Origin of the sequence: Streptomyces sp. NPDC088746 (assembly GCF_044751065.1) — a bacterium.
In the GTDB taxonomy this organism is placed as follows: Bacteria; Actinomycetota; Actinomycetes; order Streptomycetales; family Streptomycetaceae; genus Streptomyces.
Window position 1 is genome coordinate 283,186 of the sequence record NZ_JBIVLA010000002.1, and the last position, 26,626, is coordinate 309,811.

Annotated in this window: 25 protein-coding genes; 17 read left to right on the plus strand and 8 right to left on the minus strand. The window is 71.9% G+C overall.

Annotated features, from left to right (window positions below; all coding sequences use genetic code 11):
• Nucleotides 1–37: 37 nt before the first annotated feature.
• The 6 genes from ACIP63_RS08710 to ACIP63_RS08735 are packed head-to-tail and all read right to left on the minus strand — an operon-like array spanning nt 38 to nt 5,404.
• A complete protein-coding gene (locus tag ACIP63_RS08710; protein ID WP_401512719.1) occupies nt 38–1,246 on the minus strand; it encodes a cytochrome P450 in 1,209 nt (402 codons plus the stop codon).
• Nucleotides 1,243–2,478: a cytochrome P450 gene (locus tag ACIP63_RS08715; RefSeq protein ID WP_401512721.1), complete on the minus strand. Its 1,236-nt coding sequence runs from the start codon at nt 2,476–2,478 to the stop codon at nt 1,243–1,245. Before ACIP63_RS08715 ends, ACIP63_RS08710 begins: the two co-directional genes overlap by 4 nt.
• Nucleotides 2,475–3,131, minus strand: coding sequence for a GTP-binding protein (locus ACIP63_RS08720; RefSeq protein WP_401512723.1), 657 nt, complete (start codon nt 3,129–3,131; stop codon nt 2,475–2,477). The genes ACIP63_RS08715 and ACIP63_RS08720 overlap by 4 nt, the downstream gene beginning before the upstream one ends.
• Nucleotides 3,112–3,483: a DUF742 domain-containing protein gene (locus ACIP63_RS08725; protein ID WP_401512725.1), complete on the minus strand. Its 372-nt coding sequence runs from the start codon at nt 3,481–3,483 to the stop codon at nt 3,112–3,114. Before ACIP63_RS08725 ends, ACIP63_RS08720 begins: the two co-directional genes overlap by 20 nt.
• Nucleotides 3,480–3,926, minus strand: coding sequence for a roadblock/LC7 domain-containing protein (locus tag ACIP63_RS08730; RefSeq protein WP_393757637.1), 447 nt, complete (start codon nt 3,924–3,926; stop codon nt 3,480–3,482). The genes ACIP63_RS08725 and ACIP63_RS08730 overlap by 4 nt, the downstream gene beginning before the upstream one ends.
• On the minus strand, nt 3,923–5,404 hold the full coding sequence (locus ACIP63_RS08735; protein ID WP_401512727.1) for an ATP-binding protein: 1,482 nt from the start codon (nt 5,402–5,404) through the stop codon (nt 3,923–3,925). Before ACIP63_RS08735 ends, ACIP63_RS08730 begins: the two co-directional genes overlap by 4 nt.
• A 457-nt stretch (nt 5,405–5,861) precedes the next feature.
• On the opposite strand from ACIP63_RS08735, the gene ACIP63_RS08740 reads away from it, so the two are divergent.
• Nucleotides 5,862–7,652, plus strand: coding sequence for an LCP family protein (locus tag ACIP63_RS08740; protein WP_401512729.1), 1,791 nt, complete (start codon nt 5,862–5,864; stop codon nt 7,650–7,652).
• 55 nt (nt 7,653–7,707) lie between these two features.
• Here ACIP63_RS08740 and ACIP63_RS08745 read toward each other — a convergent pair whose 3' ends face one another.
• Both ACIP63_RS08745 and ACIP63_RS08750 read right to left on the minus strand, forming a co-directional pair.
• Nucleotides 7,708–8,874, minus strand: a complete 1,167-nt coding sequence (locus ACIP63_RS08745) for a serine hydrolase domain-containing protein (RefSeq protein ID WP_401512731.1) — start codon at nt 8,872–8,874, stop codon at nt 7,708–7,710.
• A 55-nt stretch (nt 8,875–8,929) separates the two neighbouring features.
• Entirely contained in the window at nt 8,930–9,868 is a 939-nt protein-coding gene (locus tag ACIP63_RS08750) for a LysR family transcriptional regulator (protein ID WP_401512732.1), read from the minus strand.
• A 141-nt stretch (nt 9,869–10,009) separates the two neighbouring features.
• Here ACIP63_RS08750 and ACIP63_RS08755 point away from each other — a divergent pair, with 141 nt between their 5' ends.
• The 16 genes from ACIP63_RS08755 (at nt 10,010) to ACIP63_RS08830 (ending at nt 26,344) form a co-directional block, all read left to right on the plus strand.
• Entirely contained in the window at nt 10,010–10,969 is a 960-nt protein-coding gene (locus ACIP63_RS08755; protein WP_401512734.1) for an EamA family transporter, read from the plus strand.
• A gap of 93 nt (nt 10,970–11,062) precedes the next feature.
• Nucleotides 11,063–11,578, plus strand: coding sequence for a DinB family protein (locus ACIP63_RS08760; protein WP_401515026.1), 516 nt, complete (start codon nt 11,063–11,065; stop codon nt 11,576–11,578).
• A 48-nt stretch (nt 11,579–11,626) separates the two neighbouring features.
• Entirely contained in the window at nt 11,627–11,794 is a 168-nt protein-coding gene (locus ACIP63_RS08765; RefSeq protein WP_401512736.1) for a hypothetical protein, read from the plus strand.
• An 84-nt stretch (nt 11,795–11,878) separates the two neighbouring features.
• Complete coding sequence (locus tag ACIP63_RS08770) at nt 11,879–12,244, plus strand: signal peptidase I (protein WP_401512737.1); 366 nt, start codon at nt 11,879–11,881, stop codon at nt 12,242–12,244.
• A 112-nt stretch (nt 12,245–12,356) separates the two neighbouring features.
• On the plus strand, nt 12,357–13,163 hold the full coding sequence (locus ACIP63_RS08775; protein ID WP_401512739.1) for a TIGR03084 family metal-binding protein: 807 nt from the start codon (nt 12,357–12,359) through the stop codon (nt 13,161–13,163).
• Complete coding sequence (locus ACIP63_RS08780; protein ID WP_401512741.1) at nt 13,160–14,863, plus strand: acyclic terpene utilization AtuA family protein; 1,704 nt, start codon at nt 13,160–13,162, stop codon at nt 14,861–14,863. The genes ACIP63_RS08775 and ACIP63_RS08780 overlap by 4 nt, the downstream gene beginning before the upstream one ends.
• On the plus strand, nt 14,860–16,455 hold the full coding sequence (locus ACIP63_RS08785; RefSeq protein WP_401512742.1) for an acyl-CoA carboxylase subunit beta: 1,596 nt from the start codon (nt 14,860–14,862) through the stop codon (nt 16,453–16,455). The genes ACIP63_RS08780 and ACIP63_RS08785 overlap by 4 nt, the downstream gene beginning before the upstream one ends.
• An 8-nt stretch (nt 16,456–16,463) precedes the next feature.
• Nucleotides 16,464–18,434: an acetyl/propionyl/methylcrotonyl-CoA carboxylase subunit alpha gene (locus tag ACIP63_RS08790; RefSeq protein ID WP_401512744.1), complete on the plus strand. Its 1,971-nt coding sequence runs from the start codon at nt 16,464–16,466 to the stop codon at nt 18,432–18,434.
• Nucleotides 18,431–19,594: an acyl-CoA dehydrogenase family protein gene (locus ACIP63_RS08795; RefSeq protein ID WP_401512745.1), complete on the plus strand. Its 1,164-nt coding sequence runs from the start codon at nt 18,431–18,433 to the stop codon at nt 19,592–19,594. Before ACIP63_RS08790 ends, ACIP63_RS08795 begins: the two co-directional genes overlap by 4 nt.
• An 81-nt stretch (nt 19,595–19,675) precedes the next feature.
• On the plus strand, nt 19,676–21,253 hold the full coding sequence (locus ACIP63_RS08800; RefSeq protein WP_401512746.1) for a 4-coumarate--CoA ligase family protein: 1,578 nt from the start codon (nt 19,676–19,678) through the stop codon (nt 21,251–21,253).
• Nucleotides 21,250–21,984, plus strand: a complete 735-nt coding sequence (locus ACIP63_RS08805) for an enoyl-CoA hydratase family protein (protein ID WP_401512748.1) — start codon at nt 21,250–21,252, stop codon at nt 21,982–21,984. Before ACIP63_RS08800 ends, ACIP63_RS08805 begins: the two co-directional genes overlap by 4 nt.
• Entirely contained in the window at nt 21,972–22,550 is a 579-nt protein-coding gene (locus tag ACIP63_RS08810; protein ID WP_401512750.1) for a TetR/AcrR family transcriptional regulator, read from the plus strand. The genes ACIP63_RS08805 and ACIP63_RS08810 overlap by 13 nt, the downstream gene beginning before the upstream one ends.
• Nucleotides 22,551–22,771: 221 nt before the next feature.
• Nucleotides 22,772–24,061: a magnesium transporter gene (locus ACIP63_RS08815; RefSeq protein ID WP_401512752.1), complete on the plus strand. Its 1,290-nt coding sequence runs from the start codon at nt 22,772–22,774 to the stop codon at nt 24,059–24,061.
• On the plus strand, nt 24,058–24,645 hold the full coding sequence (locus ACIP63_RS08820) for a hypothetical protein (protein WP_401512754.1): 588 nt from the start codon (nt 24,058–24,060) through the stop codon (nt 24,643–24,645). The genes ACIP63_RS08815 and ACIP63_RS08820 overlap by 4 nt, the downstream gene beginning before the upstream one ends.
• A complete protein-coding gene (locus tag ACIP63_RS08825) occupies nt 24,642–25,385 on the plus strand; it encodes an ATP-binding cassette domain-containing protein (protein ID WP_401512755.1) in 744 nt (247 codons plus the stop codon). The genes ACIP63_RS08820 and ACIP63_RS08825 overlap by 4 nt, the downstream gene beginning before the upstream one ends.
• A gap of 197 nt (nt 25,386–25,582) precedes the next feature.
• Nucleotides 25,583–26,344, plus strand: a complete 762-nt coding sequence (locus ACIP63_RS08830; RefSeq protein ID WP_401512757.1) for a hypothetical protein — start codon at nt 25,583–25,585, stop codon at nt 26,342–26,344.
• Nucleotides 26,345–26,626 lie beyond the last annotated feature (282 nt).

Below are 26,626 nucleotides of genomic sequence, written 5' to 3' on the forward strand. Positions count from 1 at the left end.
GTGGGCGCCCGGTGCGGCGGGGAACCGGGGCCGCTGATCAGCCGAGATCGACCGGCAGCTCGTACAGGTCGTTCTGGGTCACGATCGGCTTGTTCCGCAGCTCCGAGGCCGGTACCGCGAGGTCCAGGTCGGGGAAGCGCTCGTACAGGGCGGGCAGCGCGACCCCCGCCTCCAGCCGGGACAGCGCGGCGCCGGGGCAGACGTGCGGGCCGTGGCCGAAGGCGATGTGGCGGTTGGGGGAGCGGGTGATGTCGAACTCACCGGCGGTCGGCCCGTACTGCTTCTCGTCGCGGCCCAGCGCGCCGAACGAGACGATGAGGGCCTCGCCCTTCGGCAGGACCTTGTCGCCGACCTCGATGTCCTCGGTCGCGAAGCGGATCAGGACGTGCGAGGTGGGGGTGTTCCAGCGCAGCGTCTCCTCGATGACGTTCTCCCAGGGCACCTCGCCGCTCAGCACGCGCTTGCGCTGCTCGGGGTGGGTCTGGAGCGCCTCGACGACGTTGACGACCAGGCTGATCGTGGTCTCGTGACCGGCCGCGATGATCAGTTGCAGCGTGTTGACGATCTCCTCGTCGGTGAGGTGGTCGCCCTCCTCGGAGGCCGCGATCAGGGCGCTGGTCAGGTCGTCGCCCGGGTTCGCCCGCTTGTCGTCGACGATCTTCGTGAAGAGGGTGCCGAGGTCCGCCATCATCTGCGGGACCTCCTCCGGCGGGGTCTGCGTCGAGAAGAACTTCTCGAACAGCTCCTTCAGCCGGGGGTGGTCGGCCGCGTCCACGCCCATCAGGTCGCTGATGACGTTCATCGGCAGCGGGTAGGCGAACTCCGCCTTCAGATCGACGGTCTCGCCCTCGGGCAGCGCCGCCAGCCGGTCCAGGGAGGCGTTCGTCAGCGCCTCGATGCCGGACCGCAGCCGCTCCACCCGCTTCACCGTGAGCGCCTGCGCCACGAGGCTGCGCAGCCTGCGGTGCTCGGCCCCGTCGACCGTCAGCATGGAGCGGCCCGGGTTGGCGAGGCCGATCAGCGGCCAGTCCATCGGGATCTCGCCGCGCTGCCAGGCGTTCCAGACGTTGATGTCCTTGACCACGCGGCTGTCGGTGAGCAGCTGGCGCGCCTCGGCGTGGTGCGTCACCGCGTAGCAGTGCACCCCGCCGGGGAGCTCCACCTCGGCCAGCGGACCGGCGGCGCGCAGGGCGGCGCTCTCGGTGTCGAGGTCGGCGACGAGGGGATCGAGGGCGATCCGGGTCATTTCTGGCCTCCAAGTGCTGGGGTGGGCGTGAAGAGCACCGGCAGGTCCGTCAGCCCCCGCAGCCACGGGGACGGGCGCCGGGTCAGCTGTTCCTCGGGGACGGCGAGGTCCACGTCCGGGAGCCGGTCCAGGAGCACCTCGATCCCCGTACGGGCGATGACCTCCGCGGTCTCCTGGGCGGGGAACGGGCAGCGGTGCTCGCCGTGGCCGAAGGAGAGGAACGCGTTGTTGCCGCCGGTCAGGGCGGAGCCGTCGGTGCGTACCTGCGGGTCGCCGTTGGCGGCGGCGATCCCGAGGAGCAGCAGGTCACCGGCGCGGATGTGGCGCCCGCCGAGATGGGTGTCGCGGGACGCCCAGCGGCCGGCGACGTTTTGGGTGGGGGTGTCCTCCCAGAGCACCTCGTTCATGGCCTCGGCGACGCTGTGCCGGCCGCCGGACAGCGACGCGGCGAAGCGGTCGTCGGTGAGCATCAGCCGCAGCGAGTTGCCCATCCAGTCGGCGGTCGGCTGGTGGCCCGCCGCCATCATCACCATGAGGTCCTGGGCGACCTCCTCGTCCGTGAAGCCGCCCGGGTCCTGGAGCATCCGGCTCGCGACGTCGTCGCCGGGTTCGGCGTTCTTGTCGACGAGGAGCTGGTGCATGGCCGCGCCGAGGTGCTGCTGGCCGGCCAGGGCCCTCTCGCGGCCGTCGATCATGTCGTTGAGCGCGCCGACGAGGGGCTTCCCGACATCGTCGCTGAAGCCGTAGATCCTCGCGAGGACGCGGGCCGGGAGCAGCATCGCGTACTCGGCGATGATGTCGGTGCGGCCGGTGGAGCAGAAGCCGTCGATGAGGTCGTCGGCGAACTCCTCCGCGTACCGCTTGAGCGCGAACGGGTCGACGCCCTCCAGCGCGTTGCTGATCATCGACGCCCGGACGGTGTGCCGCTCACCGACCGTGTAGAGGATCGACGGCTGCTTGCGGCCGATCATCGGCAGCAGCGGCCAGCCGTCCGGGATGTTCTCCCACTGGTTCCACAGGTCGGAGTCCCGGCTGAAGAGCACCGGGTCGTTGGTGACCTGGTGCAGCTCGCGGTAGCCGAGGATCAGCCAGGCGGGTATGTCGCCGTCGAGCGCGACGGGGGCCACGGCGCCGTGGTCGCGGCGCATGTCCCGGTACAGCCGCACGGGGTCGGTCTGGAAGCGCGGCCCGGACAGGGGCACGGAGCCGTGGGACACGGGGCACTTGGTCACGGGGTCCGCTCCGGAGTCATCGCCGCGGCGCCCTGACCGCCCGCGAGCGCCGCTTCGGCACCCTTCGCGCGGGCGAGGGAGAGCGCGTGGAGGTGCTCGACCAGCGTGATCAGGACGTACTTGCTGGAGGAGCGGTCCCGGGCGTCGCACTCGACGAGCGGGACGTCGGGGGAGAGGTCGAGGGCCTCGCGGATCTGCTGCTCGGTGTGGAGCGGGCCGCCGAAGTCGTTGCACGCGACGATGAACGGCGTGCCGTGGTGCTCCAGCCGGTCGATCGCGTACCAGGAGTCGGCGAGCCGCCGGGTGTCGACGAGGACGACGGCGCCCAGGGTGCCGGAGAAGAGGCGGTCCCACAGGAACCAGAAGCGTTCCTGTCCGGGCGCGCCGAAGAGATAGAGGACCGACCGCGCGTCGAGCGTGATCCGGCCGAAGTCGAAGGCGACCGTGGTGGACGACTTGGAGTGCACGCCGTCGAGGTCGTCGACGGCCTCGCCCGCGCGGGTCATGGTCTCCTCCGTGTTGAGCGGACGGATCTCGCTCACGGATCGGACCATGGTGGTCTTGCCGACCCCGAAGCCGCCGACGACGACGATCTTCAGTCCGTTGTCGGCCGTCGCCTGCAGGGCGGCACGGTCAGAGGTTGCGGAGTCCAACGAGCACCTGTTCCAGGGTGTCGGTGTCGGGGAGCCGGTCCTCGACACGTGCAGTACGGGGGTGGCGGGCGCTGATCCGGCCGGTGTCGAGCAGGTCGCACAGCATGATGCGGACGATGCTGACGGGCAGATTCAGGGTGGCCGAGATCTCGACGACCGCGGTGGGGCTGTGGCACATCCGCAGGATCGCGACGTGCTCCGACTGCATCCCGGGGGACGGTTCGCACTCGGCGACGACGAGCGTCACCAGGTCGAACGCGGCCGAGTCGGACCGGCTGCGGCCACCCGTCAGGGTGTACAGCCGGTCCGGGTCGTCATCGCGTCCGGGGCGGGGGCGCGGGACCGGTGTCATACGTCCGCTTTTTCCGTGGCCGGGGCCGCCGCGTCACCGGCGACGGGGTCACGCGGAGGGGCGACGAGGTATTCGCCGAGCTGCTCGACGAGTTCGCTCATGTTGTGGCCGACGAGACCGACGTCGGAGTCCTCGGCCGCCACCACCGCCAGGTGGGCGCCCGCGCCCGCTTCGACGATGAACAGCACGCCGCCGTAGAACTCGGTCATCGCGGACCGAACGCCGCCGGTGCCGTCGCCGAACTCCATGGACGCGCCGTGCGACAGGCTCTGGATGCCGGCGGAGATCGCGGCCAGCTGGTCGGCCTGGTCGACGGAGAGTTCGGGGGTGCGGCACAGCTTCAGGCCGTCCCGGGACAGGACGAGGGCGTGCCGGGCGCCGGGCGTGCGGTCGAGCAGCCCCTCCAGCAGCCAGTTCAGCTTCTCGTCGGTGGTCGCGCTCATCGGGTGTTGCCTTCCGGGTGCGGGGAGTTGGCTCGTACGGCCTTGCTGAAGGTGCTGAAGCGGGCAGCCTGCACCTTCGGGTCGGTGGTACGGGGCCTGGGGGTTTCGGCTCCGCCGGGGGCGGCATCGCCGGTACGGGCTTCGGCGGCGGCCAGGGTGCGGCCGCGGCGGCGCTTGGGCAGGCCGCTCTCTCCGAACTGGGGGACGGAACCGGTGGACTCGGACGCCGACTCGGGCGCCGTGCGGGACGCGGGCCCGGGGGAGTCCGCCGTGGCCCGGCCCTGGTTCTCCGCGTCCGGCGTCGCGTGGTCGGGCTCCGGCTCGGGGTGCCGGGCGGGCTCGGGGGCCGGGGCGGGCGTACGGGAGATGAGCTCCTGCGGCAGCATCATCAGCGCGCCCGTGCCGCCGCGCGCCGACGGCCGGAAGGAGACGGTGAGGCCGTGCTTCCTGGCCAGCCGGCCGACGACGGCGAGGCCGAGCCGGGTGCCGGAGAGCCCCGTGAGGTCCTGGTAGTCGGCGGCGACGGCCCGTTCGGCGCGGCGCAGCTGCACATCGCTCATCACCAGGCCGCTGTCCTCGACGGTGACGACGATGCCCGCCGGGACCTCCTCGACGTACACGTGCACCTCGGCGGTGGGCGGCGAGAAGTTGGCGGCGTTGTCGAGGAGCTCCGCCAGGGCGTGCATGACGCCCTCGGCGGCGTGGCCGGCGATCGCCACATCGCTGGTCGAGTGGAGGCGGATGCGCTGGTAGCCGCCGATACGGCCCATCGCGCCGCGCAGGATCGACTCCATCACGATCGGCTTGGCCCAGCGGCGCCCGGAACGCGCCCCGGTCAGCACGGCGATGGAGTCGGCGAGACGGCCCGCCTGGGCCGTGCGGTGGTCCAGGTGCAGCAGGTCGCCGAGCACGTCCTCGGCGGTGTGCCGGTGCTCCATCTCACGCAGGTCGGCCAGCATGCTCGTGGCCAGGGCCTGCATCCGGCCGGCGGCGTTGGCGCACGCGGCGACCGCGGCGGAGCGCTCGGTCTCGCTGCGCCGGGCGCGGGCGGTGAGGCGCGCGGTCTCGGCGGTGAGCCGCTCGTGCTGCTCGGCCGCGTCGGCGGTGACCCGTGCGACCCGCTCGTCCGCCTCGGCGGTGACCCGGGCCGCCTCGGCCGAGGCCGCCGCTCTGATCCGGGCGGTCTCCGCGGTGAAGCGCTGCGCCTCGGCGGCGGAGGTCGAGACCAGGCGCGAGGTCTCGGCGGTGAAGCGCTCGGAGTCGGCGGCCCGCAGGGCTCGCAGGTTGCGGGCGGTGGCGAGTGTGTGGACCGTCACGGCCACAGCGACGCACAGCAGCACGGCGGCGGCACCCGCGCCCCAGGCGAGCGGTGTCCGTACCGAGGCGGGCGCGGCGGAGACCGCCCACAGGCACAGAGCACCGGTAACGGCTGCCGAGATCAGCAGGGCGAGTGCGGTCGGCCGGAGTGAAGGGCGCAATCGGAGTCCTCGGGGCGGACGGTGCGGCGGGAGGGACAGGTGCGGCTGGTGCGGGGAAGGGACAATCGGGACACATCGGTGTGGTGATGGTGAAAGAACCACAACTGGAGCTGATTGTTCCTGATCAAGTCACGGCAACTATAGGAGAATTGGCGACTTGTTTGGGGATTCCTTGTGGCCACTTCTGTATGAAATCTGGCTTGAACCGACGTGATTCGTGCCCGTCGCCGAGTGTTTCCGGTGGTGTGCGGGAGGCCGAGTGGGTGACTTGCGGTGAATGTGGAGGTATGTCCCCTGTGTGGGGCTTGATTTGTCACGATCGTCGCTCCACGGCCGGTGGCCAGCTAGTGTGAGCGCTCCGGTGCGTCCGACCTCCCAGGTCGGCACTGCCGTAAGACACACCGCGCGCCTTGAAGGGGGAGGCGCCGCGTGGCCCCGACGGAGGACGCAGGCAACCGTGGACGCGCAAGGCCGTGGGCGGGACGAAGGTATCGACCCCGCAGACCAGTGGGTACTCAACCCGGACACCGGTGATTACGAACTGCGACTGACCCCCTCCCCAGGGCGACCGCCCGCCTCCCCAGGGCGACCGTCCGCGTCGACCGGTACGTCGGACGCCAGGACGCCCGGACCGCGCCGCAGCCCGAAGCCGGAGACGACACCGCCCGGCGACCGGGCCTCCGTGCCCGGCCAGCGCGGCGGCCGCAGGGGTGCGGGCGGCGCCGGCGGGCGCGGGCAGCGGGACGAGCCGCGGAGGCCGGGGAGCCGGGCGGCAGCGCCTGCCACGGGGCGCCGCAAGGCGAAGCCCAGGAAGTCCCGCAAGAAGAAGGCGCTGGTGTGGACCGGCGGTGTGCTCGCCTTCCTGCTGGTGGGCACCGGCACCGCGGGCTACCTCGTGTACCAGCACTTCAACGGCAACATCACCGCCGTCTCCACCGACGGCGCCGGCACCGGCGGCTTCAGCAAGGACCGGGCGATCAACGTCCTGGTGATCGGGACCGACAAGCGGACCGGCGAGGGCAACGAGGGCTACGGGGACGCGGGCAGCGTCGGCCACGCCGACACCAACATCCTCTTCCACGTCTCCAAGGACCGTACGAACGCGACCGCGCTGAGCATCCCCCGGGACCTGATAACCGATATCCCCGACTGCCCGACGAAGTTGGAGAACGGTGAGGAGAAGGACATCCCCGGGACCGCCGGCGGCCGGTTCAACACCAGCCTCGGACAGTCCGAACGTACCCCCAGTTGCACCATGCGGACCGTCACCGAGCTCACCGGCATCGAGGTCGACCACTTCATGGTGGCCGACTTCAACGCGGTCAAGTCGCTGACGACCGCCGTCGACGGTGTGGACGTCTGCCTCGCCAAGGACATCGACGACAAGGACTCGCACCTCAAGCTGTCCAAGGGCGAGCACACCCTCCAGGGTGAGCAGGCCCTGGCCTTCCTGCGCACCCGGCACTCCGTCGGCTTCGGCAGCGACCTGAGCCGCATCGAGATCCAGCAGCAGTTCCTGGGCTCGCTGATGCGCAAGCTGAAGTCCAACGACACCCTGACCAGCCCCACCAAGATGTGGTCGCTCGCGGAGGCCGCCACCAAGGCGCTCACCGTCGACGACACGATCGCCGACATAAACCAGCTCCGGAAGCTGGGCATGGAGCTGGCGTCGGTCGACCCCAAGAACATCACCTTCACCACGGTGCCGGTCCTGGACAACCCGGACGACAAGGCCACCGTCATCCTGGACAAGTCCAAGGCGCCGCAGGTCTTCTCGATGATGCGCGAGGACGTCTCCTTCACCGCGGTGGAGAAGCAGGAGAAGGCCGCGGCGAAGGCCAAGGCGGACGCCAAGCTGAAGGGCGCCAAGGCCGACGCGGCGGACGTGCGGGTCGACGTCTACAACGGCGGCGCGCCTCCCGGCTCCGCGCAGAACGCCCTGGACTGGCTGCAGAACGAAGAGGGCGTGCTGAAGTCCACCAACAAGGCGAACGCGCCCGAGAACGTCAAGAAGACCCAGCTCGTCTACGCCCCCAACCAGGCGGACCAGGCCCGGCGGCTGGCCGACATGATGGGCCTGTCGGCCTCGGCCCTCAAGCCGACGACGACGGACGCGGGCGAGATGGACCCGATGGTCCTGACCCTGGGCCCGGACTTCACGGAGGCGGGCAGCCCGCTCTCGGCCCCTGGAACGACACCGGAGGGCGTCCAGCGCGTGGAGGCCGACAAGGCGGTCTGCGCCAAGTGACCCGGGCCGGCCCCGCGAACCGCCGCGGGGCCGGCCACGGAGCTGCCGGCCCTTCTCAGACCTTCGCGACGGCCTCGCTCACCGCCGCGGACAGCCGCTCGTTCTCCGCTGCGGCGCCGCCGGGAAGGGCGAAGCGGCGCCGGGTGTAGCCGTAGGCCACACCGTTGACGGGATCGGCGTACGCCTGCGACCCCGCGGCTCCCGAGTGCCCGAAGGCGCCCTCGCCGAGGGCCGGGTAGTGCCCCTGCTGCGCCTCGAAGCCCAGGGCGAAGGGGTCGGTCCGCGCGGTCACCACGTCGGTTCCCTTCCACCGCACCCGGCCGGCCTCGGCCACCGTCTCGGGCGTGAGCAGCGGCGGCAGCCCGTCCAGCCCGGAGACCGCCGCCGCGTACATCCCCGCCAGCCCCCGAGCCGAGCCCACCCCGCCGACCGAGGCCGGGCCGAGCGCGCGCACCGCGCGGGTGTTGGCGAGGGCGACCAGGTCGAGCGGCGGGTCCTCGGCGAAGCCGAACGCGAGCGCCGTGAGGCTGTCCAGGTCGAGCGGGTTCGCCGCGGCCTCCGCACGCTGCTCGGGGGTGGCCACGGCGGGGCGGATGGCCACGTAACGGGGTTCGAGGGCCTCGGGCAGGCCCAGGTGGAAGTCGAGTCCGTACGGGGCGCGCACCCGCTCCTCGTAGATCTCCTGGACCGACCGCCCGGTGACCCGGCGGACCACCTCGCCGGTGAGGGCGCCGATCATCAGCGCGTGGTAGCCGGCCTCCGTGCCGGGCGTCCAGTAGGGCCGCTGTCCCGCCAGCCGCCCGGCGACGAGGCGGTCGTCGGCCAGCTCCTCGATGCCGAATCCTCCGTCGGCCCAGATCAGCCCGGCCCGGTGCGCCAGCAGCTCGCGCACGGTCAGTTCGCCCTTGCCCTCGGCGGCGAACTCCGGCCAGTAGGACGCGACCGTACGGTCCGGATCTATGACCCCGTCCTGGATGAGCAGGGCGACGACGAGGTGCGCGGCGCCCTTCGTCGAGGAGTACACGGCGGGCAGCGAGTCACCGTCGATGCCCTCCCCGGCCCACAGGTCCACCACGAGCCGGCCGTGGTGGTACACGGCGAGCTGGCTGCCCGGCTCCGTGTGGTCCGCGGCGAGTGCGGCGGCGAACTCCTCCCGTACGCCCTCGAAACCCGCCGCGACCGTGCCGTGCACGGTGATGGTGCTGTCGCCTGTGTCCGTCATGAGACGCCCCCTGGAGTGGTCGACCTGGTCGGTACAGGTCCCCAACTCCCTTACGTCACAGCTTCATTCCCGGCCGGCCGGCGGAATTTTGGGGCGGCGTGCCCTGTTCGCGCGCCACGATCTCCCGGGCGAGCGCCGCCAGTCGGGGCAGCGCGGGATGGCCGGGGCCGTCCCGGCGGGCCAGCAGGACGGGCAGCGGCGGGGCGTCGTCCAGCGGCACGTAGGCGACACCCGCGTACGCGTGTATCCGGGCGGTGGAGGTCCCCGAGACCCCGATGCCCCGCCCGGCCGCGATGGCGGTGAACCAGTCGTCGGTGTTGGCGACGGTGACGGTGGCGGCGGGCCGGGCGTCCGGGGGCCACAGGCCGAGCGTGGTGGTCCCCGAGACGGTGTTGAGGACGACCGGGTCCCCGGTCAGATCCGCCAGCGACACGGAGGTGCGGGCGGCGAGCGGGCCGTCGGCGGCCACGGCCGCCACCCGGGCCTCGGTGAACAGCACCTCGGTGACGAGCCCCGGGGTCTCCACGGGCCCGCGCAGCAGTGCCGCGTCCACCTCTCCGCGGGCGAGACCGGCCGTACGGTCGTCGATCCGCAGCAGTTCGAGCGGGGTCCCCGGGTGGCGCTGCTGCCAGGCCCGCAGCAGCGGCGTGGTGTACGGGCCGAGCGCGGACCAGGCGTGCCCGATCCGCAGCGGCCGGTCGTGCGGCCGTCCCGGGCCGACGGCCTCGTCGAAGGCGCCGACCGCGGCGGCCGCTCTGTCGCGGAAGGAGACGCCTTCGGGAGTGAGGGCGAGGTGGTGGGTGGAGCGGTCGACCAGCCGGACGCCCAGGTGGCGCTCCAGGGCGGCGAGCGTGCGCGAGACGACGGGCTGGGTGACGCCGAGCAGGGCGGCGGCGCGGGTGACGCTGCCCTCGTCGGCGACGGCGAGGAAGGCGCGGAGGTGCCGGACCTCGATGGAGCGGCCGCCGTTCCCCGTGCCCTGTCCAGTGCTCATGCCTGCGGAGCATAACGGGAGCACAACCGGCATTTCACGGGAGGCGCGCGGGTCCCTACGGTGAGGGCGTGAGCGACCCCTGACCGGTGCCGTATCGTAGACCTCTTGGTGCACTTCATTAGACTGAACGAAAGGTTTCCGGTGAACGACCCGCGCGCTGCCGCAGAGCCCGCCGCCGCCGTCGCCGTACCCGAGGCGGTGTCCGCGCTCGACGCGCCGGGACACGGCCGGCCGGGGCGACCCGGCGCCCGGAGAGCCGCACTCGGACCGGTCGCGCTGGTGGTGGCGGGCGGGCTCTCCGTCCAGTTCGGCGCGGCGGTCGCCGTCCTGCTGATGCCGAAGGCTGGCGCGCTTGGCGTCGTCACCCTGCGCCTCGCCGCCGCGGCCGTGGTCCTGCTGGTCATCTGCAGGCCGAAGCTGCGGGGGCATTCGCGCGCCGACTGGGGCACCGTGGTCGCCTTCGGCGTCGCGATGGGCGGCATGAACATGCTCTTCTACCAGGCCGTCGACCGCATCCCGCTGGGTGCGGCCGTCACCCTGGAGGTGCTGGGGCCCCTGGTCCTGTCCGTCGTCGCCTCCCGCCGGCTCAGCAGCCTCGTCTGGGCCGCTCTCGCCCTCGGTGGTGTCGTTCTGCTCAGTGGCGGCGGCTTCGACCGCCTGGACCCGGTCGGGGCGGCGTTCGCCCTGGGCGCGGGTGTGATGTGGGCGCTGTACATCCTCTTCAGCGCCCGCACCGGCCGCCGCTTCCCGCAGGCGGACGGGCTGGCCCTCGCCATGGCGGTGGCGGCGGTCCTCTCACTGCCGCTCGGCATCATGGAATCGGGCTCGAAGCTCGTCGTCCCGACCACGCTGGCCCTGGGTGTCGCCGTGGCGCTGCTGAGCTCGGTCCTCCCGTACACGCTCGAACTCATGGCCCTGCGCCGGCTGCCCGCGCCCACCTTCGCGGTCCTGATGAGCCTGGAACCCGCCATCGCGGCCACGGCGGGCTTCCTCCTCCTCGACCAGGCCCTCTCGTCCACCGACGCCCTCGCCATCGCCCTGGTCATCGGGGCGAGCATGGGCGCGGTGCGCAGCCAGACGCGGGGCGCGCGGAAGCGGTGAGGCCGCCGCGCCGGGGGACCGGCCTGCCCGTTCCGCCTGCGCGGGCGGGCGTCCGATCCTAGGGTGGTCGCGATGGCCGACCTGGAGGAACACATGCCCGAACGCGACGATCTCTTGGCGCTCGTGACCGATCAGCGCACCAACTTTCTCTACACCGTCGCGGAGCTCGACGACGCCGGGGCCCGCGCCCGGACGACGGTCAGCGAGCTGACCCTCGGCGGACTCCTGAAGCACCTCGGAGGCGTGCAGCGCAGCTGGCTCGACGTCGTCGAAGGCACGGCCCCCGCCAAGATCGACTGGGCGGACCTCGACCCCGACGGCAACCGGATGACCGACGCCGAGACGGTGCCCGGGCTGCTGGAGGCCTTCCACGCGGCGGCGGCCGCCTTCGACCGTACGGTGCGCGAGGAGGCCGACCTCGACCGCGAGGTCACGCTGCCCGCATACCCCTGGTCGCCCCCGGAGCCGGTCGTCTGGACCGTCCGCCACGTCCTGTGGCACATCTTCCGGGAGATCACCCACCACAGCGGCCACGCCGACATCATCCGCGAGGCGCTGGACGGCGCCAGCACGACGATGAAGATGAAGGAGGCGTCGGAAGGCCGGTAGCGGGCGCGCGAGGCACGATGGAAGGGAGCGGAGGAAGGAGGCCCGCGCATGGGATCCACCAAGGGAACCGACGAGTACGACGGGCTGTACTCGCACACCCCCTCGCAGGCCGAGGGCGAACGCGAGGAGCCGGCCGTGCGCGGCAGGGCCCCCGAGACCCACCCCGACGTCCCCCGGACCGAACCCTCGCAGGCCGAGGGCGACCGCACGGAGTGAGCCGGCCGGTCGCTCAGCCCTCGACGGGCAGGATGCGGAACGCGGTGAGGCCGGGCGTCATCCGGGCTTGTTACGTTCCTGGTCATGGACGGTGACGGCGTATACGTAGGCCATGCGGAGAAGGACGCGGCGCTGGACCGGGGATGGCTCCTCGGTCACTTCAAGGACCCCTCCGATCCCCGCCACAGCGAGGCCCTGGAGATCAAGTGGGGCGTCCATCCGGAGGGTGACGAGCGGCCGGAGTGGGTGCGGGGCGAGGAGCGCACCGCCCTGCTCGTGCTCGTCAGCGGCCGCTTCCGGATGCGCTTCCCCGGGCGTGACGTCCTGCTGGAACGCCAGGGCGACTACGTCGTGTGGGGCCGGGGCGTCGATCACTCCTGGTGCGCGGAGGACGAGTCCGTGGTGCTGACCGTGCGCTGGCCCTCCGTGCCGGGATACCGGGCCGGCTGAGCGCCCTCCACCGGATCAGGGCCGCCGAATAAATCATGCAAGCATGCTTGCTTGTTTTATGGGGCGCTGGCATGCTCCGGGGCACACCGCCACGCCCCGAGGGGAGCGCACCGTGCCCGACGCATCGGCCGTGACCGCCGCCGTGCTCGACGACATGCGGGAGGAGAGCGACGAACTCGACCTGCTGGTAGCGGGTTTGAGCGCACTCGAATGGGCCGCGCCGACCCCCGCCGAAGGGTGGACCGTCGCCCATCAGATCGCCCACCTGAACTGGACCGACGAGGTGGCCCTGACCGCCGCCACCGAGCCCGAAGCCTTCGCCGCCGAGGTCGAGAAGGCGCTGGCCGCCCCCGAGACCTTCGTCGGCGACGCGGCCGAGGAAGCCGTCACCGCCCTGACCCGCGAGGCGCTGCTCGTGGAGTGGCGGGAGGGCCGGGCCCGGCTCCAGAAGGCACTCCGCGCGGCGCCCGCCGGGACGAGACTGCCCTGGTACGGCCCGCCGATGAGCATCGCCTCGATGGCGACCGCCCGGCTCATGGAGACCTGGGCCCACGGCCAGGACATCGCCGACGCGCTCGGCGTGACCAGGAAGCCGACCGCCCGGCTTCGGCACGTCGCCAGGATCGGCGTACGCGCTCGGGACTACGCCTACTTCGTACGCGGCCTGCAACCGCCCACCGAGCAGTTCCGCATCGAACTGCGGGCCGAGGACGGCGGGTTGACCGTGTACGGGCCCGAAGACGCCGCCCAGCGGGTCACCGGGCCGCTCCTCGACTTCTGCCTGCTCGTCACCCAGCGCGCCCACCGGGACGACCTCGCCGTCGAGGCGGTGGGCGCGGACGCCGGGCAGTGGCTGGACATCGCGCAGGCCTTCGCCGGACCCGCCGGCCCCGGGCGCCCCCGGAAGACGGACCGATGACCCGGCCGCTGCGCGTCGGCAACGCGTCCGGCTTCTACGGCGACCGCTTCGACGCCCTGCGCGAGATGCTCACCGGTGGCCCGCTGGACGTCCTCACCGGGGACTACCTCGCCGAACTCACCATGCTGATCCTCGGCCGCAGCCGCCTCAAGGACCCGAAGCGCGGCTACGCCTCCACCTTCCTGCGGCAGCTGGAGGAAGGGCTCGGGCTCGCCCACGAGCGAGGCGTGAAGATCGTGACCAACGCCGGCGGGCTGAACCCGGCCGGACTCGCCGACGCCGTACGGGAGCTGGCGGAGCGGACCGGTGTGCCCGTGCGCGTCGCACACGTCGAGGGCGACAGCCGGCCCGTGCCCGACGGTTACCTCACCGCCAACGCCTACCTCGGCGGCGCAGGCATCGCCGCCTGCCTGCGCGCCGGGGCCGACGTCGTCGTCACCGGCCGGGTCACCGACGCGGCCCTCGTCACCGGACCCGCCGCCGCCCACTTCGGCTGGGCGCCCGAGGACCATGACGCCCTCGCCGGAGCCGTGGTCGCCGGGCACGTCCTGGAGTGCGGAACCCAGGCCACCGGAGGCAACTACGCCTTCTTCGGCGACCACGACGTCCGCCGCCCCGGATTCCCGCTCGCCGAGATCCACGAGGACGGCAGCAGCGTCATCACCAAGCACGACGGCACGGGCGGTGTCGTCGACCTCGGCACCGTCACCGCCCAGCTGCTGTACGAGACCGGCGGCGCCCGCTACGCCGGCCCCGACGTCACCGCCCGGCTCGACACCGTCACGCTGACGCGGGACGGGCCCGACCGGGTGCGGATCAGCGGCGTACGCGGCGAGGCCCCGCCCCCCACGCTCAAGGTCGGGCTCAACCGGCTCGGGGGGTGGCGCAACGAGGTCGTCTTCGTGCTGACGGGGCTCGACATCGAGGCCAAGGCCCGGCTGGTGCGCGGCCAGTTCGCCGACGCCCTCGACCGCGCGGGCCCGAAACCCGCCGAGGTGCGGTGGGAGCTCGCCCGGACCGACCGGGCCGACGCCGCGACGGAGGAGACCGCGAGCGCCCTGCTCCGCCTCGTCGTGCGTGACCCGGACGCGGAGGCCGTAGGCCGCGCCGTGTCCGGGGCGGCCGTCGAGCTGGCGCTCGGCAGCTACCCGGGCTTCCATGTGACGGCCCCGCCCGGGAAGGGCGCGCCGTACGGGGTGTTCGAGGCCGCGTACGTACCGGCCGGCGAGGTCGAGCACGTCGCCGTGGGGCCCGACGGGTCCCGGGAGGCCGTCCCGGCGGCCGGTCCGTACCGCCCGCTGGAAGACGTCCCGGAGCCGGAGCTCCCGGAACCGCTGCCCGCCGGGCCCACCCGCACCACCCCCCTCGGACGGATCGCGGGCGCCCGCAGCGGCGACAAGGGCGGGGACGCCAACGTCGGCGTGTGGGTCCGCACCGACGACGCCTGGCGGTGGCTCGCCCACGAGCTGACCGTCGCGCGGTTCAGGGAACTGCTGCCGGAGACCGCCGGGCTCACCGTCGTACGCCATGTCCTGCCCCGGCTGCGGGCGCTCAACTTCGTCGTCCACGGCCTCCTCGGCGAGGGCGTCGCCGCGCAGGCGCGCTTCGATCCGCAGGCCAAGGCGGTGGGGGAGTGGCTGCGGTCCCGGCACGTCACCGTGCCCGTACGGCTGCTGGACCGACCGGAGGTGAACGCATGACCGTCCTGCCCACCGCGCTCGACACCACGGGGCCCGAATACGCCGCCCACCGCGAGGCCATGCTCGCGAAGCTCGCCGAGCTGGACACCGAGCACGCCAAGGCCCTGGCCGGCGGCGGCGAGAAATACGTGGCCCGCCACCGGGGGCGCGGCAAGCTCCTCGCCCGTGAGCGCATCGAGCTGCTGGTCGACCCGGACACCCCCTTCCTGGAGCTGTCCCCGCTGGCCGCCTGGGGCAGCGACTACGCGGTCGGCGCCTCGCTGGTCACCGGGATCGGGATCGTCGAGGGCGTCGAATGCCTGATCACCGCCAACGACCCGACCGTGCGCGGCGGCGCCTCCAACCCCTGGACCCTGAAGAAGGCGCTGCGCGCCAACGAGATCGCCTTCGCCAACCGGCTCCCCTGCGTCTCGCTGGTGGAGTCCGGGGGCGCCGACCTGCCCTCGCAGAAGGAGATCTTCATCCCCGGCGGGGCGCTCTTCCGCGACCTCACCCGGCTGTCCGCCGCCGGAATCCCCACCGTCGCGGTGGTGTTCGGGAACTCCACGGCCGGCGGGGCGTACGTCCCCGGCATGTCCGACCACACCGTGATGATCAAGGAGCGGTCCAAGGTCTTCCTCGGCGGCCCGCCCCTGGTGAAGATGGCGACCGGCGAGGAGAGCGACGACGAATCGCTCGGCGGCGCCGAGATGCACGCCCGCACCTCCGGCCTCGCCGACCACTACGCCGCCGACGAGCACGACGCGCTGCGCCAGGCCCGCCGGATCGTCGCCCGGCTCAACTGGCGCAAGGCGCACCCGGATCCGGGGCCCGCCGAACCGCCGAAGTACGACGAGGACGAGCTGCTCGGCATCGTGCCCGGCGACCTCAAGATCCCCTTCGATCCGCGCGAGGTCGTCGCCCGCCTCGTCGACGGCTCGGACTTCGACGCCTTCAAGCCGCTCTACGGAACGAGCCTGGTCACCGGCTGGGCCCGCCTGCACGGCTATCCCGTCGGCATCCTCGCCAACGCACAGGGCGTGCTGTTCAGCGAGGAGTCGCAGAAGGCCGCCCAGTTCATCCAGCTCGCCAACCAGCGCGACATCCCGCTGCTCTTCCTGCACAACACCACCGGCTACATGGTCGGCAAGGAGTACGAACAGGGCGGCATCATCAAGCACGGCGCGATGATGATCAACGCGGTGTCGAACTCCCGGGTCCCCCACCTCTCCGTGCTGATGGGCGCCTCCTACGGCGCCGGTCACTACGGCATGTGCGGCAGGGCCTACGACCCCCGCTTCCTCTTCGCCTGGCCCAGCAGCAAGTCCGCCGTCATGGGCCCCCAGCAGCTCGCGGGCGTCCTCTCGATCGTCGCCCGCGCCTCCTCCGCCGCGAAGGGGCTGCCCTACGACGACGAGGCCGACGCCGGTCTGCGCGCCATGGTGGAGCAGCAGATCGAATCCGAGTCGCTGCCGATGTTCCTCTCGGGGCGGCTGTACGACGACGGGGTCATCGACCCGCGCGACACCAGGACCGTCCTCGGGATGTGCCTGTCCGCGATCCATACGGCACCGGTCGAAGGCGCGCGCGGCTTCGGCGTCTTCCGGATGTGAGGAATCGGATGATCACCGCACTGCTTGTCGCCAACCGGGGCGAGATCGCCTGCCGGATCTTCCGTACCTGCCGTGAGCTGGGCATCTCCACCGTCGCCGTGTACTCCGACGCGGACGCCGGCGCCCTGCACGTACGGGAGGCCGACACCGCCGTACGCCTGCCGGGGGCCGCACCCGCCGATACGTATCTGCGGGGTGACCTCGTCGTCGCCGCCGCGCTCGCCGCGGGAGCCGACGCCGTGCACCCCGGGTACGGCTTCCTGTCGGAGAACGCCGGGTTCGCCCAGGCCGTGCTGGACGCCGGCCTCGTCTGGGTGGGGCCGCCGGTCAAGGCCATCGAGCTGATGGCGTCCAAGACCCGCGCCAAGGAGCTGATGGCCGCCGCCGACGTCCCCCTGCTCGCCCCCGTGGACCCGGGGAGCGCCACCACCGCCGATCTCCCGCTCCTGCTCAAGGCGGCGGCGGGAGGGGGCGGACGCGGGATGCGGATCGTACGGGAACTCTCCTCCCTGCCCGCCGAGTTGACGGCCGCTTCAGCCGAGGCGGCCTCCGCCTTCGGGGACGGCGAGGTCTTCGCCGAGCCGTACGTCGAACGGGGCCGGCACGTCGAGGTCCAGGTCATGGCGGACGGGCAGGGCACGGTCTGGGCGCTCGGCACCCGCGACTGCTCGCTCCAGCGCCGCCACCAGAAGGTCATCGAGGAGGCCCCCGCGCCCGGCCTCGACGACGGGCTGCGCCGGACGCTGCACGACGCTGCCGTCGCCGCCGCGCAGGCGGTGGGCTACCGGGGCGCGGGGACCGTCGAGTTCCTCGTATCGGCCGAAGGGCGCCCGTACTTCCTGGAGATGAACACCCGGCTCCAGGTCGAACACCCCGTCACAGAAGCCGTGTTCGGCCTCGACCTCGTCGCCCTGCAACTGCGCGTCGCGGAGGGCGGGGCGCTGCCTGCCGCCACACCACCGGGGCCGACCGGACACGCCGTCGAGGCCCGGCTCTACGCCGAGGACCCGGCGCGTGACTGGCAGCCACAGACCGGAGCACTGCTCACACTCGACGTGCCCGACGAACCCGGCATCCGTCTCGACACCGGTTACACCGGCGGCGACACCGTCGGGGTGCACTACGACCCGATGCTCGCCAAGGTCATCGCCCACGCCCCCACCCGCACCGAAGCCGTCCGCCTCCTCGCCCGCGCCCTGGAACGCGCCCGCGTCCACGGCCCGGTCACCAACCGCCGGCTCCTCGTACGCTCCCTGCGCCACCCGGACTTCGTCGCGGGGCGCCTCGACACCGGCTTCTACGACCGGCACCTGGCCGCCCTGACCACGTCCGCCCCCGGTGACGAGGAGGCCCGCCGCCTCGCCGCCACCGCCGCGGCGCTCGCCTCCGCCGTGGGGGCGGGCAGCGGTCCGGGCCCCGCCCGCCTCGGCGCCTGGCGCAACCTCGCCTCGCAGCCGCAGAGCAGGAGCTTCCGGCGCGAGCCCGACGGCACCACGTACGAGATCGCCTACCGCACCGGCCGGAGTGGCATCCCCGCCCCCGTGACCGGCGAGCGGGTCCTCGCCGCCCGCCCCGGCGCGGTGACCCTCGAAACCGGCGGTGTGACCCGGCACTTCACCCTCACCACCCAAGGCGACCGGGTGTACGTGGACACGGCCGCCGGCGCGCACACCTTCACCGCCCTGCCCCGCTTCACCGACCCCGCCGACCGCACCGAACCCGGCTCCCTGCTCGCCCCCATGCCCGGCACCGTCGTACGCCTCGCCGACGGGCTCGTGCCCGGCGCGGCCGTCGAGGCCGGGCAGCCGCTGATCTGGCTGGAGGCGATGAAGATGGAGCACCGCATCCTCGCCCCCGCCTCCGGCACCCTCACCGCGCTCCACGCCGCCCCCGGACTCCAGGTCGAGGTCGGCGCACTGCTCGCCGTCGTACAGGACGCCACGGAAGCCCCCGCGCACCAGGAGGAGACGACCCCATGAGCACCGTCCTCGAAACCGAAGAGCACAAGGCCCTCCGCGCCGCCGTCGCCGCACTCGGCAAACGCTTCGGCCGCGACTACAGCACCGGCCTGGCCCGCAGGGGCGAGCACCCCCGCGAACTCTGGGAAGAGGCGGGCAAGCTCGGCTACCTCGGGGTCAACCTCCCCGAGGAGTACGGCGGCGGGGGCGGCGGCATGGCCGAACTCTCCATCGTCCTGGAGGAGCTCGGCGCGGCCGGCAGCCCGCTGCTCATGATGGTCGTCTCCCCGGCGATCTGCGGCACGGTCATCGCCCGCTTCGGCACCGAGGAGCAGAAGCGGACCTGGCTCCCGGGCCTCTCCGACGGCTCCCTGACCATGTCCTTCGGCATCACCGAGCCCGACGCAGGCTCGAACTCCCACCGCATCACCACCACCGCCCGGCGGGACGGCGAGCAGTGGATCCTCAGCGGACGCAAGGTCTTCATCTCCGGCGTCGACATCTCCGACGCCACCCTGATCGTCGGCCGCACCGAGGACGCGAGGTCCGGCAGCCTCAAGCCCTGCCTCTTCATCGTCCCCCGCGACGCCCCGGGCTTCTCCCGCACCCGGATCGACATGGAGCTCCAGGCGGCGGAGAAGCAGTTCGAGCTGGTCCTCGACGACGTACGGCTCCCCGCCGACGCCCTGGTGGGCGAGGAGGACGCGGGCATCCTCCAGCTCTTCGCCGGACTGAACCCGGAACGCATCATGGGCGCCGCCTTCTCCATCGGCATGGGCCGCTACGCCGTCGAGCGGGCCGTGGACTACGCGAAGACCCGCACCGTCTGGAAGGGCGCCCCCATCGGAGCGCACCAGGCCATCGCGCACCCGCTCGCCCAGGCGCACATCGAGCTGGAGCTCGCCCGGCTGATGATGCAGAAGGCCGCGAAGCTCTGCGACGACGGCGACGACACCGGCGCGGGAGAGGCCGCCAACATGGCGAAGTACGCCGCCGCCGAGGCCTGCGTCAGGGCCGTCGACCAGGCCGTCCACACCCTCGGCGGAAACGGCCTGACCCGCGAGTACGGTCTCGCCTCCCTCATCACGGCGGCGCGTGTCTCCCGTATCGCGCCGGTCAGCCGGGAAATGATCCTGAACTACGTCTCCCACCAGACCCTGGGCCTGCCGAAGTCGTACTGAGTCTTCCGGTCGCTCCCGGGTCTCCCCATCCGCCCCCGCAGGGGCGATTCTGGCTCTCCACCCGCGTCGAAGGGGACCGCCATGGTGTTCCACAGCGAGTACGCAGACGTCACGCCCCTCGAAAAACCCATCCACGAAGCCGTCCTCGGCAACGCCCCGGACTTCGGTGACATCCCCGCCCTGATCGACGGGACCAACGGGATGACCGTCACCTACGGCCAGCTCGACACCTTCCACCGGCGCATCGCCGCCCACCTCGCCGCGGCGGGCCTGCGCAAGGGCGACGTCCTCGCCCTGCACAGCCCCAACACGATCGCCTACCCGCCCGTCTTCTACGGGGCGACCCGGGCCGGCGCCACCGTCACCACCATCCACCCGCTGGCCACGGCCGAGGAGTTCGCCAAGCAGCTCGAGGACGCTGGCGCCCGCTGGATCGTCACCGTGTCCCTGCTCCTCGACGTCGCCCGCCGGGCCGCCGAACTCGCGGGCGGCATCGAGGAGATCTACGTCTGCGACCAGGCCGAGGGCCACACGTCCGTACTCGACATGCTGGGCTCCACCGCCCCCGACCCCGAGATCGCTTTCGACCCGGCCGAGGACATCGCCGTACTCCCGTACTCCTCCGGGACCACCGGCACCCCCAAGGGCGTCATGCTCACCCACCGCTCCATCGCCACCAACCTGGAGCAGCTGCGGCCCCTCGTCCCCCTCGGCGAACGCGAACGCATCCTGGCGGTGCTGCCCTTCTTCCACATCTACGGGCTGACCGCCCTCATGAACGGACCGCTGCGCTACGGCGCCACGGTCGTCGTCCTGCCCCGCTTCGACCTCGCCCAGTTCCTGGAGACGATCCAGACCCACCGCATCACAGGCCTGTACGTCGCCCCGCCCATCGTCCTGGCCCTCGCCAAGCACCCGCTCGTCGGCGACTACGACCTCTCCTCGCTGGAGTACATCGTCAGCGCCGCCGCCCCGCTGGACGCCCGCCTCGCCGCCGCCTGCTCCACCCGGCTCGGCGTGCCCGCCGTACGGCAGGCCTACGGGATGACGGAACTCTCGCCCGGCACCCACGTCGTCCCCCTCGACGCGGAGAACCCGCCGCCGGGCACGGTCGGCAAGCTGCTGCCCGGCACCGAGATGAGGATCGTCTCGCTCACCGACCCCGGCGCGGACGTCCGCGACGGAACCGACGGCGAGATCCTCATCCGCGGCCCCCAGGTGATGAAGGGCTACCTCGGCCGCCCCGACGCCACCGCCGCCATGATCGACGAGGAGGGCTGGCTGCACACCGGGGACGTCGGCCGCGTCGACGCGGACGGCTGGCTGTACGTCGTCGACCGGGTCAAGGAACTCATCAAGTACAAGGGCTACCAGGTCGCCCCCGCCGACCTGGAGGCCCTCCTCCTGACCCACCCCTCGATCGCCGACGCCGCCGTCATCGGCGTCCACGACACCGACGGCAACGAGATCCCCAAGGCCTACCTGGTGCGCCGGCCGGACGCGGGGGACCTCACGGAGGACGACGTCATCGCGTACGTCGCCGAGCGCGTCTCCCCGTACAAGAAGGTCAGACAGGCCGAGTTCATCGAGGCGGTGCCCCGCGCGGTGTCCGGCAAGATCCTGCGGCGCGAGCTGCGCGACCGGGAGAAGCCGCGATGACCCTGGCACCCTCCACCCACGACCGCGGAATCACCACTCTCACCCTCGACTCCCCGGCCAACCGCAACGCGCTCTCCTCCCGTCTCGTCGGCGAGCTGGCCGAGGCCCTGGCCGGCTGCGCGGCCGACGACACCGTCCGCGCCGTCGTCCTCACCCACACCGGCACCACGTTCTGCGCGGGCGCCGACCTGACCGCACCGCCCGAACCGGCGGCGTTCGTCGCCCTGATGCGGGCGGTCGTCGCCCTCCCCAAGCCCGTCGTCGCCCGGGTCACCGGCCACGTCCGGGCCGGGGGCCTCGGGCTCCTCGGGGCGTGCGACATCTCCGTGGCGGGACCCGAGTCGTCCTTCGCCCTCACCGAATCGCGCCTGGGCCTCGCCCCCGCCGTGATCTCCCTGCCGCTGCTGCCCCGCCTCGACCCGCGCGCCGCCACCCGCTACTACCTCACCGGTGAACGCTTCGACGCGGTGGAAGCGGCCCGTGCCGGGGTGGTCACCCTGGCCGCCGAGGACGTGGACAAGGCGCTCGTACCGGTACTCGACGGACTGCGCAGGGCGTCACCCCAGGGGCTGAAGGCATCGAAGGAGCTGGTCACGGCTACTGTGCTGAAGAGTTTCGACAGTCACGCCGAAGACCTCATCGCCCGCTCGGCAGCGCTCTTCGCCTCCGACGAAGCACGGGAGGGGATGACGGCCTTCCTGGAACGACGGGATCCCGCATGGGTGCTGTGACGCCCCCGAAGCAGGACAGGAGCCGCGCCACCCGGCAGCGGCTCCTGGCATCGGCGGTCGCCTGCCTCGCCGAACGCGGCTGGGCAGGCTCCACCGTCTCCGTGGTCGCCGAACACGCCGGGGTCTCGCGAGGCGCCGCCCAGCACCACTTCCCCACCCGGGAGGACCTGTTCACCGGCGCCGTCGAGTACGTCGCCGAGGAACGTTCCGCCGCCCTGCGCGCCCTGCCCGTCCAGGGCCGCGCCGAGGTCGTCGCCGCGCTCGTCGACCTGTACACCGGGCCGCTCTTCCGCGCCGCGCTCCAGCTCTGGGTCGCCGCGTCGAACGAGGCCCCGCTCCGGCCCCGGGTCACCGAACTCGAAGCACGGGTGGGCCGCGAGACCCACCGCATCGCCGTGGGGCTGCTGGGCGCCGACGAGACCCGGCCCGGGGTGCGCGAGACGGTGCAGGGCCTCCTGGACATGGCCCGCGGCTTGGGCCTGGCCAACGTCCTGACCGATGACACGGCCCGCCGGGAGCGGGTCGTCGCGCAGTGGGCGAGGCTGCTCGACGACGCGCTGGGCTGACCTGTGGTGCGGGCCGCCGGCCGGGCGCCCACCCGTTCGTTCGACGACTTGACCGGCAGCCCAGCCCGGGCGTGGAACGCGCCACCCGGCGGCTTCTGTAACTTGAGCCAGAGCGTGGCGAGTTGTTCAAAAGATGTGACTAAGGGTGAGCGATGCCAGTGCTAGAGTCGGGCCGCCGCGCATCCTGCGCGGCGGCCCGCCTTGTATTTTCTTGAGGCTCCATGCGCTTCCGCACCGCACTACGCACCCACGCCGCCGTGCTGGCTCTGCCGGTGACCGGTTTCTTCTTCGCCTATGTCTTTTTCGCGACCCGGGGGAGGATGGGGCACTTTGCCTTGCTTCCCTGGCCGACCGAGGCCGTGGCCTTCGCCCTACACGCACCGGTTCCCCTGGCCGCCGCCGCTGCGGCGGGGCTGGCCGCAGTGGAGGCGACACGGCTACGGGCCCTCGGCGCCTGGGAGATGGGCCCCGCGCGTAGCGATTTCCGCGTCGCCGTTCAGCCGGTCCTCATCGTGGTGCTCACGCTGGCGGCCCTACTGGCCGGCATCACGGCGGGTGCACTGCTGATCGCCGGAGTCGCTCCCGATCTGTACGTGCTGAACCTGTTCGGGATCGCCGTGGTCCTGCTCACCGCGCACGCAGCCATCGGATTCCTCCTCGGGAAGCGTCTCCACGCGTTGTACTCCGCACCGCTCGTGTCCATAGCCGTGTTCATCGGAATCAGTTACCCCTTGGGCACGAGCACGTGGTGGGCGCACCACGTGACCGGGGCTGTCGGCCAGATCAATTTCGGTGAGGCGTACACCCTCCCCATGACGATCGCTGCCATTCTGCCGACGGTCTGCCTGGCTCTCGCCCTCGCCGTGGCCATCGGTCCTCGGCGTATCCGTGTCGGTGCTGTCGTGCTGTCCCTCGTCGTCGCCGGCAGCGGTCTTCTGGGCGCCTACGGCATCACCCGCGAGTGGACCTCTTTCGCTCCCGCTGCCAAGGGGCTGGCCCCGGTCGTCTGCGAGGGCCGCGCACCCGAGGTGTGCATGCCTGCCGCAGGTTCCGAAGGCCTCGGAGACATCCAGGCCGCACTCTCCGGCATGACGGCGAAACTGAAGGTCAAAGCGATCATTGCGGAAATCCCCACGCGTATCACCGACATCACGGTATCCAGTCCTCAGCTGCCGGACACCGGGGGAGAGACGTGGACACTCGACCTTGCGGCCGGGAGGCCGGACGGTATCTCCTGGGCTGACGTGGCCATCGACGTCGTAGGAATGCCCTGCGAGAACCCGGACTGGAACACCTTGCACTACGGCACTCTCTGGACCGCCCGGACCACAGGGACAGCGAATGACTACCTTGCCTGGCTCTCCCGTGAATCGCAGTCTGTCCGGACCGGAGACAGCAAGGAGCAGCTCCTCGATGAGATGGACAGGGTCGACGGCCTTCCGCTGAACAAGCAGCAGGCCTGGTATGTCGAGCAGCTCCGGCTCTCCTGCCAGGGCGGCCGGGCAGGATGATCTGGTGGTCGCGTCAACGCGGCGTCCTCGGCCTGCTGCCCGGCGCGCTGTTCGCCTTCGTCCTGAGCATCGCTCTCACGTCGGATCTCGTCCTCGTTCTCCCTGCGTTTCTGGGCAGTCGACCCATCCCGACCGCATTGAGCAACTTCTTCTGCCTCGTTCCTTCTGTCGCCCTCGTCGCATGCCTCGAAAGACGCCTGCCCGGCATGGAGCGCTCCGCTGTGCGCCGACTCGACTTGATGGACATCGCTCTGGTGACGGGCTTCGCCCTCCTGGCCAGCGCGGTGGCGGCGGGCATGTCTCCATTGGACTCGGATGCGATGTGGACGGCCGCCCGCAACAACCTGCTCTTCTGCGGTCTCACCCTGGGAAGCTGGCCTCTCCTCAAACACCGAGCAGCCCTCGTACCCGTGTTCTGGATGATCCTCGCCATGTTCACCGGGGGCAGACAGCTCGACGACCCTTATCCCTGGGTGATCGTCACCGAGAAGGCCGCTGTCGCCCACGCCGCGACGGGCGCCGCCCTTGTCTTCCTGACGGGGTTCGTCCTCCTCACCTGCCTCGTGCCAAGGACCGACCGATGACTCTCCTGCTCGACCGCGTCACCTTCACCTACCGCCGCGGGCTGCGCCCCGTCCTCTCCCAGCTCACCTACGAGGTGCCCGACCAGGGGCTGACGATCCTGCTCGGCCCCAACGGAGCGGGGAAGTCCACGACGCTGGCCCTTCTCGCGGGGACGGTCGAGCCGACGGCAGGCAGAGTCCTGTTCAGCGACACGAACGTCACCTCCGCCACCCGTGAATTCCGCCGCCACGTGGCCTGGCTCCCCCAACGGGTACCCACGTCACCGCAGCTGACCTCTCGCGAGTACGTGGCGTACATCGCCTGGCTCAAGGGCGAGAACCGCGCCCAGGCGTGGACGCGGGCCGGGGCCGCCCTCGAACAGGTTGGCCTCGCCGAACAGTCCGGGCAGAAGACGGCCAGTCTCTCCGGGGGGCAACTCAGGCGTGTCGGCATCGCCTGTGCCCTGGCCCACGACGCCCGTGTGATCCTGTTGGACGAACCGACAGCGGGTCTCGACCCTCATCAGCGTTCTGTGTTCCGTGAAGTCCTGGGAGACGTCGCGGCGAGCACCCCGGTGCTGATGTCCACCCATGACGTGATCGACCTGGCCGATGAGGCCGACACCGTCACCCTCATGGAGTCGGGGAAGGTGCGCCACCACGGAGGGACCCAGAGTTTCCTCGACCACGCCCGCCCCGAGGCCGCACCTGGGCGCAAGGCGGAGTCGGCATACTCCGCCCTCATGCGCCTCGACGGTTGACGGTGGGCGGCCCGCCGGGAGGGTCGGGGTGCCCCTGTCAGTTCCCCAGGTCCGCCAGTTGGTCGTAGCCCGGGATCGAGCGGGGGTCGCGGGTGCCTGGGCCGACGTACGTCGCCGAGCGGCGCGGCGGTCTCAATTGGTCGGAGCATCAAGCGTCGGTGTAGATCGAACCCGCCCGGCGCGAGCTGCGGGCGGCGGTGAAGCTCTACCGCGAGGGGGTGCATACCGAAGAGGTCGGCCGTGAACTGCTGCGAATTATCGGCGAGTTGGCGCAGATCGCCGGGTGGGTGGCGTCCGACGCCGGAGAGCATGTCAAGGCGGAGCGTATCTACCGGCTCGGCATGAGCGCCGCACGAGCCGCGGGGGACGGCGTGCTGTCCGGGAACGTCGCGGGTTCGCTGGCCTACCGGTGGAGCAACACCGGGCACCCTGCCGACGCGGTCGCGCTGGTCCGTGCCGCGCTGGAGGATGCCGGTACGGAGGCCCCACCGAAGGCTCGTGCGCTGTATCTGGACCGGGTGGCCTGGGCGCATACCCGGGCCGGGCAGGGCCGCCCGGCGATGGCCGCACTGGGAGAAGCGGCCGAGGCCCTGGCCGAGGACTCGGGCGGCACCGGATCGCCGTCCTACCTGTACTGGATGGACGCCGGGGAATTGCAGGTCATGGAGGCGCGCGTCTACACCGAGCTGAGGCGCCCGCTGCGTGCCGTGCCGCTGCTGACGAACGTGCTCGAACGCTACGACGCCAGCCACTCCCGGGAGCTGGCCTTGTATCTTTCGTGGCTGGCCGTGGCCTACGCCGACGCCGACGAGCCCGAGGCCGCCGCCGCGACGACGAGCCGCATGCTCGCTCCAGGGCAGAGCGGCAGCGAACGCACGGCAGAGCGCACACGGATCGTGCTGGATCGCCTGCGGGCCTTTCGAGACGTGCCCGAAGTCGCCGAGCTGCTGGTGTCCTGACCACCCTTGGTGCACCACGGCGCGGAACGCGAAGCCCTTCACGCGCCAGGAAACCGAGGAAGCTGTCGGCCTCGAACTGAACTCGCCCATCCACGTGATCCCAGAAATCAACCTGGTCCGCACGGTGAGCTTCGAATGATGCCGGATCGCGTCCGAGGGCCAGAATTCCGGATTGGTGCGTCGCCCGGTGGGCGCGGCTGCTGGACGAGGCGCTGGGCCGGTGAGACGCAACTGGTCGGTTGCTCCTGGTCGAATGATGTGCAACTCTGAGGTTGCACTCAA